The organism is Falsihalocynthiibacter sp. BN13B15, from assembly GCF_041205415.1.
In the GTDB taxonomy this organism is placed as follows: Bacteria; Pseudomonadota; Alphaproteobacteria; order Rhodobacterales; family Rhodobacteraceae; genus Falsihalocynthiibacter; species Falsihalocynthiibacter arcticus.
In genome coordinates this window covers 153186-172173 of the sequence record NZ_JBGFCE010000008.1, presented here as the reverse complement: position 1 = coordinate 172173, position 18988 = coordinate 153186, and the positions used below count along the sequence as shown (strand labels likewise).

The window sequence follows — 18988 nt, the reverse complement described above, 5'->3', positions numbered from 1 at the left end:
GGCGCAGAGTTCTTCCAGCCGTTCCTCATACGCTTTCCGTGAAATACACTGCCTGGGTCGTCGACCTTGTCGTAAGCATCCGGCGTGGACCGCGGCTAGCCTCTGGCATATCCGCCGCTGTGACCTCGACACCGCTTTCGATGCTTGGTGGTAACCGCTCCATTGTTACCGCAGTGACTGAGCCTTAATTCGGCTGTCTCTGACCTGCCCCCCAAGGCTCCCTCATTTATAACGAGAGTTTGCGGGTTTGGATTTCATATTCTTCATCGTCAGTCTGGGCAAGCGCGTCGTGCGCGGAGCCTTCAAATTTCTCAAGCGCTCGACGCGCTTCTGCGGGTGTTTGGTTTTCCAGCGATGAATGCGGTCTGACGTTGTTGTAGTCGTAGCGCCAAAGGGCCAGTTTGCGGCGGGCATCGTCTAACGTGTCAAACAGTTCTTCGTGAATTATAGCCGAAAGTTGACGGGGCGGTAAAAAGTGGTCGTCCGAGCGTTTGTGGTGCCCGTTTCTACACTTTTTGATTGCGCAATTACCCTTTGCTTTCATGCCAGCGCCGCAGATCAGGCGACAGGCCCGGCTTTATGCCTGAACTGCCGTACATCTGCGGATATTCAGTCCTAGGGCGCGCAGATTGACTGTGTATCGCATCGCAGGCATGCCACGAACCCGCAAATGCGCAAGGTTCATCTGATATTTCAGGCGTGACATTGTCGCTTCGATGCCCGCGCGCCAGCGATAGATTTCTCGGAATGTATCGCTGCTTTCGTAAAGTCTTCGTTTCCGGTTTTTGGCTCGTGTTGGCGTGTATTGAAAGCGAGCGAATTGCCCATCGTGTTTCTCTGCCTGCACAAGACAGCGTGCCCTGTCGGGGCATTCCCTGCATGTGGAAAGATCTAAACGCGCCTGCCGTTTCGTGGTTGACGCAGAGGTCGACACCGGTGCGACGCCGTTTGGACACTCGAGCACCAGACCGGCCTCATCGAGGCTGAAGTCCTCGAGGGTCAGGCACCCTGAAGAGCCGCCTTTGGCCGTCCGTGCTGGTGCCGTGAGGTCAATACTGCGGTCATCGGCCAAGGTCATGTTGTCAGCCGACCCATAATGTGAATCGGCCAGCAACACTTTCGGCGTGAGCGAGCGGTCGGCAAGGTCGTCCAATGCGTCTGGCAATCGGTGCCCGTCATGCACTGTCATCTTGTGAACCGCCACATGGGTGATCAGATCGGGTGACCGGGGTTCCGCTTTATGCGTGGGACTATCATCTTCGGCATAGGTTTCGACGATCTGCGCCATATAGCCCAACCCCTTGTGAGCATTGTAACTGGCGTCTGGATCAGAAGGGTTGCTGACGCCATCGCAGGACATCTCCGCTGGTTTGCGCGGCATGGCGATTGTAGAGAGTGTATCCTCATCCTCTCCTTGTGAAATCTCGAACTGCTCATTCAGGACCTGATCCAGCAACAGATATCCGGGCATTTGTGCAGCCGCCGTATTTCTGAACTGTGTCACAAGTTGCAGCAGATCGCGCCCGGCCTCATCAAGCCTGCGCCGGGACGTGCTTGGTGCTGTATTCGAAAAGCAGCCAGCACCTGTCCGATCAACATATCGCCGGATGATGTCGTCATCGATCAGCGCATGCAGCGCGGGATCAAACAGCTTAAGCTCACGCGCAAATTTCGAAATGGTCTCGACGACGATCCCGAGCCGCGTAAGGCTTCGCATGGCCGAGCGTAACGCGGTAGAATCCATGCGCTGGCGGCTGGTATCCACCGCAAAGGCACGCACCAGGCGATCAGTCATACTACGGAACAAAACCTCATCGAGCCCTTGTGCAATAAAAAGACGGCGATAATTCCGCAAAGTCTTCTCGCAGAAATAACAATCCGCCTCGAAACGTACATCCAGAGCATGATGCCAGGCCATGTTGAAAGCCAATGCCTCAACCGTTGCTGCATCGCTTAGATCGTGCAATTGTTGCAAGAGCAGAACACCGATGACGATGTGGAAATCCTTCGATGGACGTCCCATACGCTCGTCAAAATGAGGAAACAGTTCATCAACCGGAAGCTCTTCAAGAAGATGGTTTCTGAAAACCTCAGCCCAAGAGCGATCCAGCAGCCGACGCCGCTTCTCGCCCAATTCCGACCGGCGATCAAACAAATCTCCGGTCCGTCTGTCACGCAATGTAATCATGCTTAAATATAGACCGACTGGCATCCTAATTGAACCGACTTTTCACCGCCCCGTCGAAAGTTGGTGACGGCCCAGATGGGCGGCATATCATAGCGTTGTTAGGACGCCGCAATTCTCATTGAGAAAAGGATATGCCACATGACCAAGAATACAGTAATCGACTTCACGAAACCAAGCGATTTTTTACCTGATCCGTTAACAGATGTGCTGCGCGCAGGAGCACGGGAGATTCTGGCCACTGCGGTGCGCGCTGAGGTGTCGGAGTTCCTAGCAGGTCACGTCCACCTTTTGGACGACGAGGGTCGCCAGCGGTTGGTACGGCACGGGTTTCTGCCGGAACGCGAAGTTTTGACCGGGATCGGCAAGGTGTCAGTCCAGGTTCCTCGGGTGCGAGACCGTGGGGCAAACGCGGATGGCTCGAAAGTCCGTTTCAACTCGTCGCTTATCCCGCCCTATTTGCGCAAGGCAAAGTCTGTGGAGGAATTGCTTCCGTGGCTCTATCTCAAAGGCATCTCGACAGGGGACTTCAGCGAGGCACTGGCTTCGTTGGTGGGCCCGGATGCCGAGGGGTTGTCATCCTCGACAATCACACGTCTTAAGGCAACCTGGTGGGACGAGTATGAGGTCTGGCGCAAGCGCGATCTGACAGGAAAGCGCTACGTCTACATCTGGGCCGATGGTGTCTACTTCAACCCGCGCCTGGACGATGATCGTCAATGTATGTTGGTGATTATTGGCGCGGACGAATACGGGGACAAGGATGTTCTTGGTATCATGGATGGGTTCCGTGAGAACGCGGACAGCTGGCGTGATCTTCTTCGTAGCCTAAAGAAACGGGGACTAACGATTGCGCCCGATCTGGCCTGTGGGGACGGTGCACTGGGCTTTTGGACCGCACTGCGGGACGTGTATCCCACGACGAAAGAGCAGCGCTGTTGGGTCCACAAAATGGCCAACATCACGGGCGCGATGCCAAAGCCCATGCATGAGAAGGCCAAGGCGGGGTTGCAAGACATCTGGATGGCCGCAACGAAGAAGGAAGCAATTGCCGCCTTCGATCTGTTTGTTGAAACCTACGGAGTGAAATACGAGCGGGCGGTCAAAAAGCTGACCAAAGATCGTGACGTGTTGCTGACCTTTTACGACTTCCCAGCCGAACATTGGAAACACATCCGAACGACAAACCCAATCGAAAGCATCTTCGCCACCGTCCGCAATAGGACCCGCAAGACCAAGGGCTGCCTGAGCAGGAAAACGGCCCTGTCGATGGTCTTCAAGCTGATGATGTCAGCCAAGAAGAAATGGCGAAAGCTCAGCGGCACAAACCGACTGCCCGAAGTCATTCAAGGGGTTGAGTTCAAAGACGGGATCAAGCAAATTCAAAAAGCCGCCTGATTAGACCGTCACCAACTTTTGGGCATAGCTCGAATCATTTGATTGCATACGGACTGTCTCTCCGCCATCACGCTGGCGCATGCATTTATGGATAAATATCAAATACTTACGGGCAGCCTCTTGATTGCTACCACCCACGCTTAGATTGTATAAGCCCCAATTATCTGTATTCCCTGCCTAATGATCCAATCAGCACTCGAATTCCATCGTGCAGCCCCGCGCTGGGCTACGCTCCTCCGACATAAAAATGGCCCCACCAAAGCAGGGCCATCCACTCAATTCAAATTGGTTTTAGAAGCTTTCGTTACACTCGCGTGCCGCTTCCATCGCTTTGAGCGTCCCATCCAAGTTGATGATAAACGCATATTCAGCCCCCGGGAAAACCGTCATTGTGTATTGTTTGGCAATGTCAGTTGCGAGATTAGAGTTCACTTCGGCGCGGAAATATCCGCCTGTATACCCGTTGCTCACATTGGCCCGCATGCCTTTAGATTCACCCTTGTAATAGTTGTCGCCGACAATAATCTGCAACTCTTGAATTTCGCCTTCTTTAATATCAGTTTCATTCTGGGTAAAAACGCCGAGATATCCAATGGCATGATCCTTCGTAAGGCCCATTTGAACTACATTCGGCCCATCTTTGCGCTCAATCATACAGGACTGGTTGTCCATGTCTTTCCAGACATTCCACCCTTCAACCATACCTACTTCTTCAAATGAACTTTGTGCGGAAGCAGCAGACGCCCCCAAAGCAATCAACGTTGTCGCAGCTAAAATTTTCGTGACCGACATAAGTATTCTCCATTATTAGGTGATGCCTTCTGGCACCAAACACAAATCCACATCCAAACCCTAGCCGTCCCCTTGCCGTGGTTCAATCCCATTCCCGCTCAAAAACGCCCCTTTACACGTCCCTCCGGCATGGCCCCGCGCTGGGCTAAACCTTAGTTGGGAAGGTGGTGAGACCCTCTGGAAGCTCCGTCGTCATTTTCATTTCCGGGACTTCTTGTGCCCGGACCATGCCTGTCGGCAACAGAATGGCTAAAGCCATTGCTGTGTTTTGAAAAAGGTGTCGTAAGACAATATTCAGGTCCTCCTTTGCGTTTCAGTTCAAATAATCTATTGCTATGTCAGTCTAACAGGTTGCTGAAAAACGGTTTTCCGCCAAAAAAATGCGCACTACATGTTGATCGGTGACCGATACTATCAATATGCAGCGCGCCAATTGGGCTATATTGAATGTCAGCCGGAGTTTTTCAGCAGCCTGCTAAATGTCAGCTTTCAAACCGCCTTAATTGCGTCGATTATCCCTTCGCGCCACACCTGCTACACTCACAGGCGTCAGAGGTCGTCCGACCACCGCTTCGGCGCTCGAAACAAAGCTGTGAACGCCATGAACACCTAACCGTTCTCCCAGATCCAGTCCGCCAGCCCCCAATACGAAGGCAAACACAATCAGTCCAAGTCTTTTCGATACAGTCATTTTCATTCTCCTGTCTTAAAGTGGCCTGGCAGTTCGCTCATTTTACCAGCGAGATCAGCCGCGTCGATTTGTGTGGCGCTTGTCGTGTTTTCAAAAACAAACCCACCTGTTTCTGCGTCGCTTCCTGTCATCCAGTTATTGAACTGGATGCTGTATTGCGGCCCACCGGCAATATCCTTCGACGTCACAACATACCGGCATGGATAGGGCCTGTCGCCATGAGCGATCCAGATCTGCCAGTCAACCTCGTCGGTTCGGAAGGCAAGAAAATCGCATTCCACCCCGCCGATAACTCCGCTGCCCAAATCCTTTACATCGGTCACGCCCTGCATCATCTGGTCATATGAATCTGAAAGTAACAGGTGGGCCGCTGGTGGTGACCGGTCAAGTTTTGTCTTCATCGTATCGATCAGATCATCAATCGAACCGGGGGCATCAACCTGCACGTACATATTTGCCGTTTTGCCGAGCAACGTTAAGGTTTTCCCGTCAAAGAATGTCTCTGTATCGGCAAATCCGCCCGAACGGGTCGTGTGGATATTTCCGGGACGATTCAAGGAAACGGTTCCCGAACTGACAAGAGCGAGGCGCTGGTCATCTTTCGTAATAACTTCCAGGCTTGCATCATAACCAAATGAGACAGCATCCTGAGAGGCGATGTAGTCCGACATGGATTTCAAAATGGACTTGGCATCTGCTTCGTCCGCAGCGACCGCAGTCGGTCCAGTCATCCCAAGCACCAAAATCAGTGCGGGGGCTGACAAAGCTCCTCTGACAGTCGAAAGAAGGTTTCTAGGTATTCTAGTCATTCTCATTTACCTTTCTTTACAATAATTGCCCAACCAGGGCGTTTCGTTGTGAGCTGCCCCACTTGAGTGGTCCAATTTGAAAGTTAGTGCATGACTGGTCTTTGGTCCATCTGAATGATGGCTTCGGGCGCAGGTGGGCGATAGCCCAAAGCACTGTGTGGTCCATTGCCCGGCGGTCGATACGTCGTATCGATGAGAGGGGTTTGGTGTTGTAGTGTTTCCTCCATCGTTCGATGATTATTTGGGCTTCGCGTAGTGAGTAGAATATTTCTCCGTTTAGCAATTCGTCTCGCATACGGCCGTTAAAGCTTTCGCAGTAGCCGTTTTCCCAAGGTGACCCCGGTTCAATATAGGCCGTCTTAGCGGGACAACCCCGCTTTTCCTACGGGACCCATGCCGCCGATACGAGACCGGCGGCATGAATATTGGTTAACTTATACAGGGTCTGCGGCGCGCTCTTCCTGTTTACAGTCACGTTTGTCTCCACCAACGATACCCTCCTCCTGGCGACAATCTTGACGAGCGTCGCGACGGTCCTGACGGCGGTCAATATTCTCTGAACAAGCGGACAAGAAAACTGATACTGCAATCAGTGGCAAGATAATCAGGGCCTTGGATGTTGTTTTTCTAGTAGTAATTGGTATTTTCCCCATTTGGTTTGGTTGGTTGTTCTTGTTTTACTAATTGCTAATTGCTAATTGCTAATTGCTAATTGCTAATTGCTAATTGAAATTTAGCGTATTTTCGCGTGGTTTGATGAACAATAAGTCTACTACACAACCTAAATTTTGTTTTTCGACAAGCATTCAATCGCTTGGGTACCATGTTTGTTCAAACCCCGGCACTGTCCGTGGAAAACTCTGAAAACTTGAAGCGGTGCATATTCGATTGATCCTATCCGAAAAAGCCGTAAGAAATCAAGGGCAGCCAAATGCCAAATTTGCGTTTGGACAGGTAATTGCTTTTCCTCTGACATTGCCTCTTGACCGTCTCAAGTTAGTTTAAGCTGACAATGCCCGCGCAAGGCATCACCAACTCCGTGCGCTGATGAACCAAGCGTCGCCCCCCCCCGGAACAGCACCGCTCTGGCCTGCTGCTCTTGCAACTTCGGGGCGACAAAGCGCATCTCGGGCGCTGTGCCGCAATCATAATCGCTTCGGCATCGGCGGCGTCATTCTTCTGACGTTTAACAAAAGGCCGCACGTATGATGCGATCAGCTTCACGTCGTGGCCAAACCTAACCATCTAACGCGCCCAGAAATGAGCGCTGCCGCAAGCCTCCATTACCACCAGCGAGGGCGACGGGTCTGCCATAAATTTTCGAAACTGCGGTCGCGTAAGTTTCTTGCTGTATTTTAGGTGGCCCGTCATTGACGCAAAGTGGATTTGGAACACAGCCTTTGCCAAACCCACCCCAACCCTTGTCTCATTCATTTCGCCGTCCTCTCCGCTTAGTGGCTCTTCCAAGATCACATCATGGCACATTGCGATGCCGTCTGAGGAGGGCTGCAACCACTCCATCTTACAACAACGAGCGACCCAACATGGTAGCATCCGCAATGAAACTGAAAATGGCCACGTAAGTTCTAAAGCGGCACCCCGTTAAAAACGGGGGAATTACCGCCACCCTGACCTTCACAACCGAGTTTCCTTTGACGCTGCCCTAGTCTGGGTTACGCGTCATTTTTAGTTAAACCTTGGGAGCCCGGGAAAACGATTGAGGTCGTAAGGCGACAAAATAATAAAAACCAATTGCTTTATCGAATTTCAACGATAGGGTTAAGGTGTGTGGGTTCATTGACGCCTAGAGAGATCCAACTGAGTGAATCTTGAGTGCCGAGCCATTTTCAGTTAACTCTCAATGAGATAGGATCTTAAGGGAGAAAAGCGTTGAGTAACCTGGGTAAAATAAATCGAGGCCTGCGAGCGGCATTTGCGGATAAATCAGTACGAACGGTTTTAGCCATTTCAACAGCTATTGTTTTATGGGCTTCTGTTTTTTATCGCTTCGTTGAAGGTTGGTCTTGGCTGGATTCTATATACTTTTCTGTCGTGACAATTTCTACAGTTGGGTTTGGAGATTTCTCGCCCGAGACGGCTGCTGGTAAGGTATTCACAATTTTTTACATCATCATCGGTCTTGGTGTTTTTGTAACTGCGGCAACGACTGTGGCCGACGCAATCATCAAGCAAGCAAAAGAGGGGGAAGACGACGCGTAAGCCTCGAGCTTCTTCAACGCGGACCCTCACTGCATCCCGTGTATGTTCTTGCAAGTTCGACAACGTTTAATTTGCAAGTGCTACAGGATGAAAGCGGGTTGGTCTGCATATAGAGCCAAATCAATGCTCTATCGCTAACGAGGGTATGCGATGGTTGTATTTCATAAGTTTGGCCTTTCGATGTCTGCTTAAGTAGGCACATTAATTTCAGGCTCGACTGACCGAGACTGAACGCTTTTGGGGAGTTTCTAATGGGTAAGACAGATGACGCACGAATTGTTGACCTAGTCGTTCGGCTAGTTTTCTTGGGGTTGTTCATTTACAGCGCCATCGTAATGGTGGCCCCTTTGGCAAGCGTTGTGATTTGGGCGGTCATACTGTGCGTGGCTTTGTACCCTTTATATACTTGGCTTGAGCAAAAACTCGGGGGGAGGAAATCTCTCGCCTCTGGAATCATAGTCCTTCTTGGTCTTGCCCTCACTTTAGGTCCCGTAGGTTCGGCAATCTCAGGAGCGATTGAAATCGCGCGGAATCTTTCTGACCAAGCCACCGCCGGAACTTTGAAAATGCCACCCGCGCCCGAGGGTCTTAAGGATTTACCCCTCGTCGGCGGTAAACTCTCTGAAGTTTGGTCAGTCTTTGAAAAAAATCTGGGGGATGCCTTAAGGACTTACGGACCACAAATCACGGAAGTCGGCATGGCTATTTTTGGACGCGCCGCGGGAATTGGGATGAGTTTGCTCGGTCTAGCGCTCTCCGTGATTGTCATGGGTTTTCTGTTCTCACCTGGCCCCAAACTTTCTCTTGGCGTCCAAGGGTTTGCGAACCGAGTGTTTGCTCCACGCGGTGGCGAATTCGTTGTGATGGCTGGTGCCACAATTAAAAACGTCACAAAAGGCGTGATTGGCGTTGCTGCAATTCAAGCCGTGTGTGTTTGGGTTCTCCTTGCTCTCTTTGGGATTCAGTCGGCCGCAACTCTCGCTCTGATATGTTTGATCCTATCGATCATCCAGCTTGGCCCCATGATCGTTCTCATTCCGGTCGCCATTTACGCATGGAGTTCCATGTCAGGCGGCGCGGCTCTCGCATTTACTGTTCTTGCCATTCCAGTTGGTATCATGGATGGTTTTCTCCGCCCGATTTTCATCTCCAAAGGATTGCAAACCCCAATGCTGGTCATTTTGATCGGCGTCATCGGTGGTATGATGGCTTATGGACTTATCGGTGTCTTCATGGGGCCGGTTTTGCTGGCCGTATTCTACGAATTGTTTACGCTTTGGTTGGCGTCTGATGCCGATGAAACCGTTAAAGGAGAGGCTGAATGAAGCGCACGATCTGGTCCACACTTGCCGTTCTGCTGGTGTTTCTATGTTGGTATATCGCGGCGGATCGGAGGACTCCTTTCACCGGAAATGCACGTGTGAAAGCCATCGCAACACTTATCGTTCCCCAAGTGTCAGGCGTTGTGACCGAAGTATTGGTCGCGAATGGCCAAGTGGTTTCTGCGGGGGACGTCCTCGCGCGCATTGATCGCAGACCCTATGAGATCGACAAAATGCGCGCCGAGGCGGATTTGGAATCTGCCACTCAAGATGTAGGCGCATCCTCGGCGCAAGTCCGCGCGGCCCAAGCCACGTTAACAAGGGCGCAAAGCGACCTCGACACAATGCGCTTACAGACTGAACGTGTTTTCGCGCTGGAGAAAAAGGGCTTAGTTCCCATTTCAAAAGCGGACGACGCCCGAAAAGAATTGGCAAATGCGGAGGCTCAAAAAGACAATGCGGTTGCTGATTTGGATCGCGCAAAGCTTCAACTGGGAGACGCCGGTCAAGATAATCCAAAAATCCAGAGAGCGCTTGCATCCCTTTCCGAGGCCGAATTGAATTTGGAGTGGACTGAACTTAAAGCCCCTGCCTTAGGCGTTGTGTCCAACTTACTCGTGGCCCCCGGGACCTACGCGCACAGTGGACGGGAGCTTCTGACTTTTCTTGATGCTACAGACGTCTGGGTCGAAGCCTATATGACTGAAAATAATATTGGGCTCGCGAAGGTCGGAGATCCGGTCGAAGTCGTTCTCGATATGCACCCTGGCCAGATTGTCGACGGTGTTATTGAAAGCTTTAGCGGTGCTGTTTCAATTAGCGGTGGAGACACGGCGGGAAAGTTAGCAAGCGCACCCAGTGCAACTGGATTTTTAAGGGAGCCTGAGCGGTTTCCTGTGCGTATTGTGTTGCCTGGCTATGAGGCAGGCTCTCTCGAAGACGATCTTAAGTTTCAATTAAATGGGCAAGCCGATATCATAATGTATCTAACGGACAGTTCATTATTGAACTTCGTTGGCCGTGCATACATTCGTTTGGTTTCTGTTTTCAGCTATGCTTACTGAAGATTACAGATCCGTCGTAAGGCTGGCCGTTGGGACAACTGTGGTGTTTACACTCGGATTGGCTATGGGGTGGCCATTGGCCTTTATCGGCGCCCTTTTTACAACGCTGTTTCTGCAAGCTCCGGCCCCTATGCCCCCTAAAGTGTCATTAAAGCTGTTCACTTTGGCGCTTCTGTTGATGATCACATCATGGGTTCTTTCGTCCCTTCTTTCTCCCTATCCATTAGTGTTTCTCGCCGTCGTTTGTATTGGGATCATAATGTCTTTTACGTGGTCTCTGTCTGGGGCTGGAATTCTACCGGGTGTCCTTGCGCTCATGGCGGCGATGATGGTTCCGAACGTCGTTTTCCAATCACAAGAAATAGCCCTCGTACTCGCGATTTGGATACCTATCAACTTGCTCATCGCGGGGTATACCTCGGCTCTCATGTTTCTAATCATACCTGTAAGAGAGCCCGCCGTTGCGAAAGCCCCGCCCAAGCCCGCGCCGGAATTCGATTCACTCCGACGTCTCCTGAGAATGTCGCTGGTGACAGTGCCATTTGCGCTCATTTTCTTCATTTCAGGCTCGAGCGCTCTTCTGGTGCTTTTCTTCGTAGCCTTACTCTCACAGCAACTTGCAGCCATGGCTGGAGCCGGAAAAAACGTAGGCAAGGCGATGCTGATCTCAAACGGCCTTGGGGCCGTCGTCGCAATTCTTTGCTTCGAGATTAACGTGATTGCGCCAAGCCTCGTGACTCCTGCTTTGTTGTGCTTGCTGCTCTGCTTGTCCTTGGGCGCGCTTGGTAAGTCAAAAAGTAAACTTGCCCCCGCTGCTGGGTCCGCAATTACCACGGCTTTGGTTATCTATGGTGGATCCATTGGATTTTTTGCCGATGAAGCTGACGCAAAAAGCATAACGCGGGTTTTGCAAATTGGGAGTGCCGTTATGTTTGTGATTGTAGCCTACATTGTCGTCGATGAGTTTTGGCCGGAGCGAAAACCACGCAACGCGGTTTAAGGGAAACCGCACCGAGGTGGTGTCAGACAAATTCGAACTCGTCTCAGCTAGGCCAGTGAGACTGCCCTTTATGCCGCGCAAAGACCGCGCCACTCAGCCAGAGCAGCAGTGCGGTTCATCTTGAAATGATCTCTTTGGGAAAGGGTGCGCTCCTGATTAAAATGGTTGTGGATGGAAGCATGGACGGAAACGAATTTCTGCAAGGTTCGCATGCGCCTAAAGCGGATCATGGCACGCTCTCATCGTCGAAACGGCAAGTGCGAATTTTCAGCGCGATTGTTTTTCCAACGACCCGTTTCCTGTTTCGCCACGTTACCAATTACCTTCATCGCGGCGCCGTATGAGCGAAGTTTGTCGGTTACTAGCACCTCGGCTCTGCCATGACGTTTCATGGTTTTCTTGAGGAATTTCAATGCAGCCTTGCGATTTCGACGTTTCGTAACGTAAGATTCCAACACTTCACCCTCGTGATCCACGGCACGCCATAGATAGTGCAGTTCGCCGTTTATCTTCACAAAAACCTCATCCAAGTGCCACTGCCAATTCGAGTAACATCGCATCCGACTAACCCGCTTTCTACGGATCTCAGCAGCGAACATTGGGCCAAATCGGTTCCACCAGAAACGGACGGTTTCGTGGCTGACATCGATGCCTCGTTCATGCAAAAGATCTTCCACATTTCGAAGCGAAAGAGGAAATCTGACGTAGAGCATCACAGCAAGACGGATGATTTCAGGGCTCGTTTTGAAGTAGCGAAATGGCGAAGGTTTTGTCATCCGCAAACGCTACAAAACCGCCCGACCCTGTTCAAGTCAGTTTCTTCTGACAGTGCCCCTGGGCCCATTCCGAGAAGCTGAGGTTGGTTGTTATGATGACGCTGGTCTGCTCATAGAGTTTGCTAAGCAGATGGAACAGCAGCGCACCGCCTGACGAGCTGAACGGCAGGTAACGTCGGCTTCTAATACAGTCATGGTGTCTTCGCCCCGCTTGCCCGCTTCTCCTCCGACATGCCACAATAGAGCTCAAGGGCAGCCTCTATACCGTCCCGCCAAATCAGGTCTAACCAAAGTTCAAAGGCTGAAGTGAAGCTGCTTTCTTTTGCTAAATCACCATAAATTGATTTCTGTTCTAACCAGGTCATTGGCCGTTCACGAGCCGCTTGGGCAGTGCTATTCAGATCGTCCCAAAACGGATCGTTAGGCTCAATCTGACTGCCATCCTCTCTGCTGCCTTCGCACATACGGGCCCACATCGCTTCGATCAGAGCGAGACCCTCGATAGGTGTGCCTGCTGCCAGCGCATCACGGATGATCGGGTGCAAGAAGCCTGCGTGCCGAGACGATCCATCAAAGGTCACGCGGCGGGTCGTGTCGCGAATCTCGGCGTTCGCAAAGCGGCTGGTGATCAGGTCTATATAAGCAAGCTGCGTCATACCCGGCACGGCGGCCACATGCGGTGCGATTTCCTGCGTTTCGATCTTGCGGAATAGCCCCAAGATTAGCGGGTGGCCCATCGTAGCTGCTATAGTATCAACTGAAAGCAATTCGCCCGGTGTCGCAACAATTTGGTGCCCTGCGTTCAACAGGCGCAGCTTCATCGCCTCAAATGCATGGACATCAGGAGTGAACGTCGCACCAGCCTTGTCCCAATCGGGGCGACCTGCACAAAATTTGTCCTCGATCACCCACTGACGAAAGTTTTCATGGGTCACAGGAGCGCCGTCATCGACACCAAATTCTTTTACCAACGCAAGCTCGGCTGGGCCAGTTGCGGGCACGATGCAATCGACCATCGCATTCGGGAATGTCACGTTCTGGTCAATCCACATCGCCAGATCAGGATCGGACAACATTGCAAGGCCAACGACCGTTTGACGCAAAACGTCTCCATTACCTTGTAGATTGTCACAGCATTGGCACGTGAACGGGCCCACGCCGCTGTTGCGACGGGCCTTTAGTGCAGCAACTATCGCGCCGAACGCTGTTTTCGGACTGTCGGGGTTGGCGGCGTCATGCTTGAGGTCAGCGTGCTGGGTATCAAGCTGGCCGTTCGCAGACTGATAATAACCGCCCTCGGTCACGGTCAAGGCCACGATACGAATAGCGGCTTCGGACAAATTCGCAATCAGCGGCGCGTTGTCGTCGGCAACCGGAATGAACCCGATCATTGACCCAATCACTTCGGCAGACTTGCCGGACGGGTCGAGCTCGATCAGCGTTGTCAGACAGTCTTGCGCCAACAGGCGATCACGCTGTACTGCGTCCCCTGCTCGCACACCTGCGCCCAAAATCGCCCAGTCCTGCGCCAATCCCTGATCCATCAAACGATGCAGATACCACGCCTGATGCGCGCGGTGAAAATTGCCCAACCCTATATGAACGATGCCAGCCGTCAGGTCAGAGCGATCATAGGACGGCGTCCGCACGCAGTCAGGCAGGTTTGCCAGATTTTCAAGACTCAGTTTCATCAGCTCATCCACTGTCCGCCGTCGACGTTATACGTCTGCGACACGATATAATCGGAGTCCGGAGAGGCTAGGAAAACCGCCATGCCAGTCAAATCAGCGGGGACCGCAAACCGTCCAGCAGGTACACCTGCGGCGACCTCGGCCTTTTTCTGACCAGGTTTTTTATCTTCGAGCTTGGCAAAAATCGCATCGACATGGTCCCAATGTGCGCCATCCACGACACCTGGTGCGATGGCGTTCACGTTAATCCCATAACGGATCAGATCGAGGCCCGCAGACTGTGTCATCGAAATAACGGCCGCTTTCGTCGAACAATAAACCATGACCAGTGCCTCGCCTCGCCGCCCGGCTTGGGACGCCATGTTGATAATCTTACCGCCGTGGCCCTGTGCAATCATCTGTTTGGCCGCTGCCTGCATAGTGAACAAGGTGCCCGCAACGTTGACCGAATACAGTTTGTCGAAACTGGCCCGGGTGATATTGACGGTTTCGGATGCATCAAACAACGCGGCATTGTTGACTAAAATATCGAGCTTGCCAGATCGTGCAACGACCGACGCGATGGCCGCGTCGATGCTTGCTTGATCAGATACATCGATCTGCACCGCGTAGGTTCCACCGCCCAATTCCGCTGCAGTATTTTGCGCGGCGGCGAGGTTGATGTCAGCAATCGCGACGGTAGCGCCCTCGGCAACGTAACCTTCGGCAAAACCACGCCCTATACCGCGCGCAGCCCCTGTAATCAGGGCCGACTTACCGTTCAGACGTGTCATGCGATGCGCAGTCCCTGCGCGTCAAATCTGTGCAGCTTGTCCATATCGGGGGTCAGATAAATGTTTTCGCCGTGGCGTGCTTCAATGTCACCCGTGATACGAACCGTCATCATGTCCATCAATCCGGTTTCATGGATGTGGATGAACGTGTCTGACCCAAGATGTTCGGCCACGCCAACAGTGCCCTTCCAAAGACCTTCAGTCTTGGAAACAGCCAAATGTTCGGGGCGGATGCCAATGGTTGTGGCATTATGCTTAGCCGCTTCCGCACCTTCAATCTGGTTCATTTTAGGGGAACCGATAAAGCCCGCGACAAACTTGTTGCGTGGTGCATGGTACAGATCAAGCGGGGAGCCGACCTGTTCAATAATACCAGCCTGCAACACCACTATCTTGTCGGCCATAGTCATGGCCTCGACCTGATCGTGGGTCACGTATATCATTGTTGTTTTTAGCTTTTCATGCAGCTCCATTATTTCAAGGCGCATGCCAACACGTAAAGCCGCGTCAAGGTTAGATAGTGGTTCGTCAAACAGGAATGCCGCAGGTTCGCGCACAATCGCACGGCCAATCGCCACACGCTGACGCTGACCACCGGACAACTGACCCGGTTTGCGATCCAGATAATCCGTCAAGTTCAACGCTGCCGCCGCAGCCTCAATCTTGGCGTCTTGTGTTGCCTGATCCAGCTTTGCCATACGCATCGGAAACGCGATGTTCTTGCGCACAGACATGTGCGGATAAAGTGCGTAGGATTGAAACACCATCGCCAGACCGCGTTTGGACGGTGGCAGGGCCGTGGCATCGCGACCATTGATGTCGATGTGCCCAGCTGTGGTATCCTCAAGACCCGCAATCAGACGCAACAGCGTGGATTTACCACAACCCGATGGCCCGACGAAAACAACGAATTCACCTTCGTTAATTTCCAGATCAAGTGGCGGAATGACCTGAACATCGCCAAAGTTTTTAGTGACTTGGTTAAGGGTAATCTGTCCCATGTATCAGGTTCCTTATTTTACCGCGCCAAACGTCAGGCCACGGACAAGTTGTTTCTGGCTGAACCAGCCAAGGATGAGTATAGGAGCAATGGCCATCGTAGAGGCCGCACTGAGTTTCGCGTAAAACAGACCTTCAGGGCTGGAATAGCTCGCAATGAAGGCTGTTAGGGGTGCCGCTTTCGCAGCTGTAAGGTTGAGGGTCCAGAACGCCTCGTTCCACGCCAGTATAAAGTTCAGCAGCATCGTGGACGCGATACCAGGGAGCGCCATTGGCGTCAGAACATACAGAATTTCTGATTTAAGACCGGCTCCATCCATCCGCGACGCCTCGAGGATTTCAACCGGAATTTCACGGAAATACGTGTAAAGCATCCAGACAATGATCGGCAGGTTGATCAACATCAACACAATCGTCAGGCCGACAACGCTGTCCAGCAACCCCATCTTAATGAACAAAAGATAGATAGGGTACAGCACGCCAACAGCTGGCAACATCTTGGTTGAGAGCATCCAGAGTAGAATGTCTTTGGTCCGGGGAGATGGCACAAAGGCCATTGACCAAGCCGCAGGGATCGCAATCATGATCCCGAGGATCGTTGACCCCCCAGCGATGAAGATCGAATTCCACAGAAACCGGCCGTAGTTTGATCGTTCCATCACCGTTGTGTAGTTTTCCGTGGTCCAATCAAAGAACAGGAACAGGGGTGGGTCATTGATGGCCTGCGCTTCGGTTTTGAAGCTGGTCAAGATGGTCCACAAGATTGGGAAGAAGATCAGTAGACCGATGGCCCACGCAATCGTCGTATTGATCGCTTTGCGTTGTGTTGTGACGGAACGTGCCATGTGTCGCCCTCCCTCAGTTATCTAGGTTTTTGCCAACGATGCGCATCAGGAAGATGGCAACGATGTTTGCAAGGATGATGGCATAAACGCCGCCCGCAGAACCAAGTCCAATATTCTGACTTTCAAGCACACGCTGGAAAATTAAGTAGGACAACGTACGGGTACCGAACGCACCGCCGGTGGTCACGAAAATCTCGGCAAAGATCGCCAGCAAGAAAATCGTTTGGATCAAGATCACGATTGTAATAGCGCGGCTCAGGTGGGGAAGCGTGATATAGATAAATCGCGATAATGGCGATGCACCGTCCATCTCGGCCGCTTCGAGCTGTTCACTATCAAGGCTCTGGATTGCAGTCAGCAAGATCAGCGTCGCGAACGGCAACCACTGCCAGGACACAATCAAAATAAGCGACGGCATTGCCGCATCCGACAGCCAACTGACCGGCTCTGCACCAAAGAATTTCCAAAGATGAGCGAACAGACCGTTCGTAGGGTCCATGAAGATATTCTTCCACACCAGCGCCGATACGGTTGGCATTACGAAGAACGGGGCGATGACAAGAATCCGGACGACCCCTTGGCCCCACATAGGTTGATCGAGCAAAATGGCGAGCAAAATACCAAGGATGATCGTAATAGCCAGAACGCCGCTAAGAATGATCAGCGTCGTTAAAATTGCAGGCCAGAATGAACTGGACGTTACAAAGCGGACGTAGTTGTCAAATCCTGCCCAGCCTAGGTCTCCGCCACGCAGCGGTAGATAATTGCGGAACGAAAACCACAACGTCATCGTCAGGGGAACCAACATCCAGCCCAGAAGCAGGATCACGGCGGGAGCCATCATCAGACGGGCGGCTGATCGGGAAGCTTTGGTAGCCATTGGAATTCAACTCCTCTTTGAACAGACTGGTATAGAAAAGGCGACCATGTCTGTCGCAGCTTTCGGACGGCATTCGAGTTGGTGGCTTGCTTGTGATCAGGGGGCGACACACGCCGCCCCCTGATGTGAAGTATAGGTTTAGTAACCTGCAGCTTCCATTGCTTCGGTCGTAATTGCCTGCGCCTTAGCTAGAGCTTCTTCGACGGTCTGCTGACCTGCATAAGCTGCCGAGAATTCCTGACTTACTTCGGTGGCGATGCCCGCGAATTCAGGGATAGCAGCGAACTGGATACCAACATATGGAACCGGATCAACTGTCGGGTTGGTCGGATCAGCCGACAGGATAGAGTCCAGCGTCATCTGAGCAAACGGGACCGCAAGGTAGTCAGGGTTCTCATAGAGCGATGTACGCGCACCAGGAGGAACGTTAGCCCAGCCTTCGTTGGCCGCAACCAGTTCGATGTAGCCAGTGCCAGTTGCCCATTCGATGAACTGCTTAGCTTCAGCTTCTTGCTGGGTTCCAGCTGGGATCGCCAGAGCCCAAGCCCAGAGCCAATTGGACCGCTTACCCAAACCAGTATCTGGTGCCAGTGCAAAACCAACAGAGTCAGCAACAGTTGAATCGTCGCCTGTTACGAAAGACGCAGCAACCGTTGCGTCAATCCACATGCCACATTTGCCTTGGTTAAACAGCGACAGGTTTTCGTTGAAACCGTTTGTCGGGTAGCCGGCTGGTCCAGAAGCATCCATCGTGTTCTTGTAGAAGTTAAGCGTGTTTGCCCAAGCATCTGTGTCAAACTGTGCATTCCACTCTTCGTCAAACCAGCGTGCACCGAAAGAGTTGGACATTGCTGTGATAAAGGCACCGCCCTCACCCCAACCAGCCTTACCGCGCAGGCAAATACCGTTGATTTCAGCGTCACGGTCCGTCATCGCAGCCGCAGCTTTAGCGATGAACTCCCATGTAGGGGCTTCCGGCATTTCGAGGCCAGCAGCTTCCATAAGGTCTGTGCGATACATAACCATTGAGCTTTCACCGTAGAACGGTGCCGCATAAAGCGTGCCGTCATGGCTCAAACCGCCTGCCATTGCGGGCAGGATATCGGCAACGTTGTATTCAGCAGACAGATCGTCAAGCGGGACGAGCCAGCCCTGCGCACCCCAGATCGGGGTTTCATACATACCGATTGTCATGATGTCGAACTGGCCACCCTTTGTGGTGATGTCCGTCGTAACGCGCGAGCGCAGAACGTTTTCTTCCAGCGTGACCCATTCAACAGCAATACCGGTTTCGGCTGTGAATTGATCCGTATAGCCCTGCATACGAACCATGTCGCCGTTGTTCACGGTCGCGATGGTGAGTGTCGCAGAGTGACTGTCTGCGGCAGCGATGCCAGCAGTCAGGCCCAAGCCAACCACACTGGTCAGTAGTGTTTTCTTGATAGACATTTTGATCCTCCCTTTTTTACGTGTGTAAACATTGGCGCTGAAAAAGCTGTGAGTCAAGACTGTTTATCAAACACTAGAATGCTGCATTGCGGCG

15 protein-coding genes and 4 pseudogenes are annotated in these 18988 nt (G+C 52.2%); 5 read left to right on the top strand and 14 right to left on the bottom strand.

All coding sequences use genetic code 11. The annotated features are described in order from the left end of the window. Positions 1–226 precede the first annotated feature (226 nt). Positions 227–448 (bottom strand): annotated as a pseudogene (locus tag AB9F26_RS14585) (integrase core domain-containing protein); the annotation flags it as partial. 129 nt (positions 449–577) lie between these two features. Next, a complete protein-coding gene (locus AB9F26_RS14580; protein ID WP_335586487.1) occupies positions 578–2179 on the bottom strand; it encodes a transposase in 1602 nt (533 codons plus the stop codon). Positions 2180–2326: 147 nt separating this feature from the next. Between AB9F26_RS14580 and AB9F26_RS14575 the strand changes: the two genes are divergently transcribed. Further along, a complete protein-coding gene (locus AB9F26_RS14575) occupies positions 2327–3583 on the top strand; it encodes an IS256 family transposase (RefSeq protein WP_335586488.1) in 1257 nt (418 codons plus the stop codon). A 291-nt stretch (positions 3584–3874) separates the two neighbouring features. On the opposite strand, the gene AB9F26_RS14570 is transcribed toward AB9F26_RS14575, so the two are convergent. The 4 genes and pseudogenes from AB9F26_RS14570 to AB9F26_RS14555 all read right to left on the bottom strand — a co-directional run. Next, positions 3875–4375, bottom strand: coding sequence for a hypothetical protein (locus AB9F26_RS14570; protein WP_335586489.1), 501 nt, complete (start codon positions 4373–4375; stop codon positions 3875–3877). Positions 4376–4874: 499 nt separating this feature from the next. Further along, the gene (locus tag AB9F26_RS14565; protein WP_335586490.1) at positions 4875–5066 is read right to left on the bottom strand and encodes a hypothetical protein; all 192 of its coding nucleotides are present in this window, start codon (positions 5064–5066) and stop codon (positions 4875–4877) included. 2 nt (positions 5067–5068) lie between these two features. After that, positions 5069–5797, bottom strand: coding sequence for a DUF2092 domain-containing protein (locus AB9F26_RS14560; RefSeq protein ID WP_369757792.1), 729 nt, complete (start codon positions 5795–5797; stop codon positions 5069–5071). 161 nt (positions 5798–5958) lie between these two features. Continuing rightward, positions 5959–6239, bottom strand: a pseudogene (locus AB9F26_RS14555) (transposase); the annotation flags it as partial. 1526 nt (positions 6240–7765) lie between these two features. Here AB9F26_RS14555 and AB9F26_RS14550 point away from each other — a divergent pair. The 4 genes from AB9F26_RS14550 to AB9F26_RS14535 all read left to right on the top strand — a co-directional run bounded on the left by AB9F26_RS14550 (position 7766) and on the right by AB9F26_RS14535 (position 11481). Next, entirely contained in the window at positions 7766–8095 is a 330-nt protein-coding gene (locus AB9F26_RS14550) for a potassium channel family protein (protein WP_335586492.1), read from the top strand. Between the two features lie 251 nt (positions 8096–8346). Continuing rightward, on the top strand, positions 8347–9420 hold the full coding sequence (locus AB9F26_RS14545; RefSeq protein ID WP_335586493.1) for an AI-2E family transporter: 1074 nt from the start codon (positions 8347–8349) through the stop codon (positions 9418–9420). Next, entirely contained in the window at positions 9417–10481 is a 1065-nt protein-coding gene (locus tag AB9F26_RS14540; protein WP_335586494.1) for an HlyD family secretion protein, read from the top strand. The genes AB9F26_RS14545 and AB9F26_RS14540 overlap by 4 nt, the downstream gene beginning before the upstream one ends. After that, complete coding sequence (locus AB9F26_RS14535; RefSeq protein ID WP_335586495.1) at positions 10471–11481, top strand: DUF2955 domain-containing protein; 1011 nt, start codon at positions 10471–10473, stop codon at positions 11479–11481. The genes AB9F26_RS14540 and AB9F26_RS14535 overlap by 11 nt, the downstream gene beginning before the upstream one ends. Before the next feature lie 68 nt (positions 11482–11549). Here the strand turns inward: AB9F26_RS14535 and AB9F26_RS14530 are convergent. From AB9F26_RS14530 to AB9F26_RS14495, 8 genes and pseudogenes are all read right to left on the bottom strand, one after another. Beyond that, a pseudogene (locus AB9F26_RS14530) lies at positions 11550–12257 on the bottom strand (IS6 family transposase). 34 nt (positions 12258–12291) lie between these two features. Then, positions 12292–12429 (bottom strand): annotated as a pseudogene (locus AB9F26_RS14525) (ATP-binding protein); the annotation flags it as partial. Positions 12430–12448: 19 nt separating this feature from the next. Next, positions 12449–13948 carry a mannitol dehydrogenase family protein gene (locus AB9F26_RS14520; RefSeq protein WP_369757793.1) on the bottom strand — a complete coding sequence of 500 codons (1500 nt, stop codon included), beginning with the start codon at positions 13946–13948 and terminating at the stop codon, positions 12449–12451. Continuing rightward, positions 13948–14721, bottom strand: a complete 774-nt coding sequence (locus AB9F26_RS14515; RefSeq protein WP_369757794.1) for an L-iditol 2-dehydrogenase — start codon at positions 14719–14721, stop codon at positions 13948–13950. Before AB9F26_RS14515 ends, AB9F26_RS14520 begins: the two co-directional genes overlap by 1 nt. Then, the gene (locus tag AB9F26_RS14510; protein ID WP_369757795.1) at positions 14718–15722 is read right to left on the bottom strand and encodes an ABC transporter ATP-binding protein; all 1005 of its coding nucleotides are present in this window, start codon (positions 15720–15722) and stop codon (positions 14718–14720) included. The genes AB9F26_RS14515 and AB9F26_RS14510 overlap by 4 nt, the downstream gene beginning before the upstream one ends. 12 nt (positions 15723–15734) lie before the next feature. Beyond that, positions 15735–16565, bottom strand: a complete 831-nt coding sequence (locus AB9F26_RS14505; RefSeq protein ID WP_369768337.1) for a carbohydrate ABC transporter permease — start codon at positions 16563–16565, stop codon at positions 15735–15737. A 13-nt stretch (positions 16566–16578) separates the two neighbouring features. Continuing rightward, positions 16579–17445: a carbohydrate ABC transporter permease gene (locus tag AB9F26_RS14500; protein ID WP_369757797.1), complete on the bottom strand. Its 867-nt coding sequence runs from the start codon at positions 17443–17445 to the stop codon at positions 16579–16581. A 138-nt stretch (positions 17446–17583) separates the two neighbouring features. Further along, positions 17584–18894 carry a sugar ABC transporter substrate-binding protein gene (locus AB9F26_RS14495; RefSeq protein WP_369757798.1) on the bottom strand — a complete coding sequence of 437 codons (1311 nt, stop codon included), beginning with the start codon at positions 18892–18894 and terminating at the stop codon, positions 17584–17586. Positions 18895–18988: the final 94 nt, after the last annotated feature.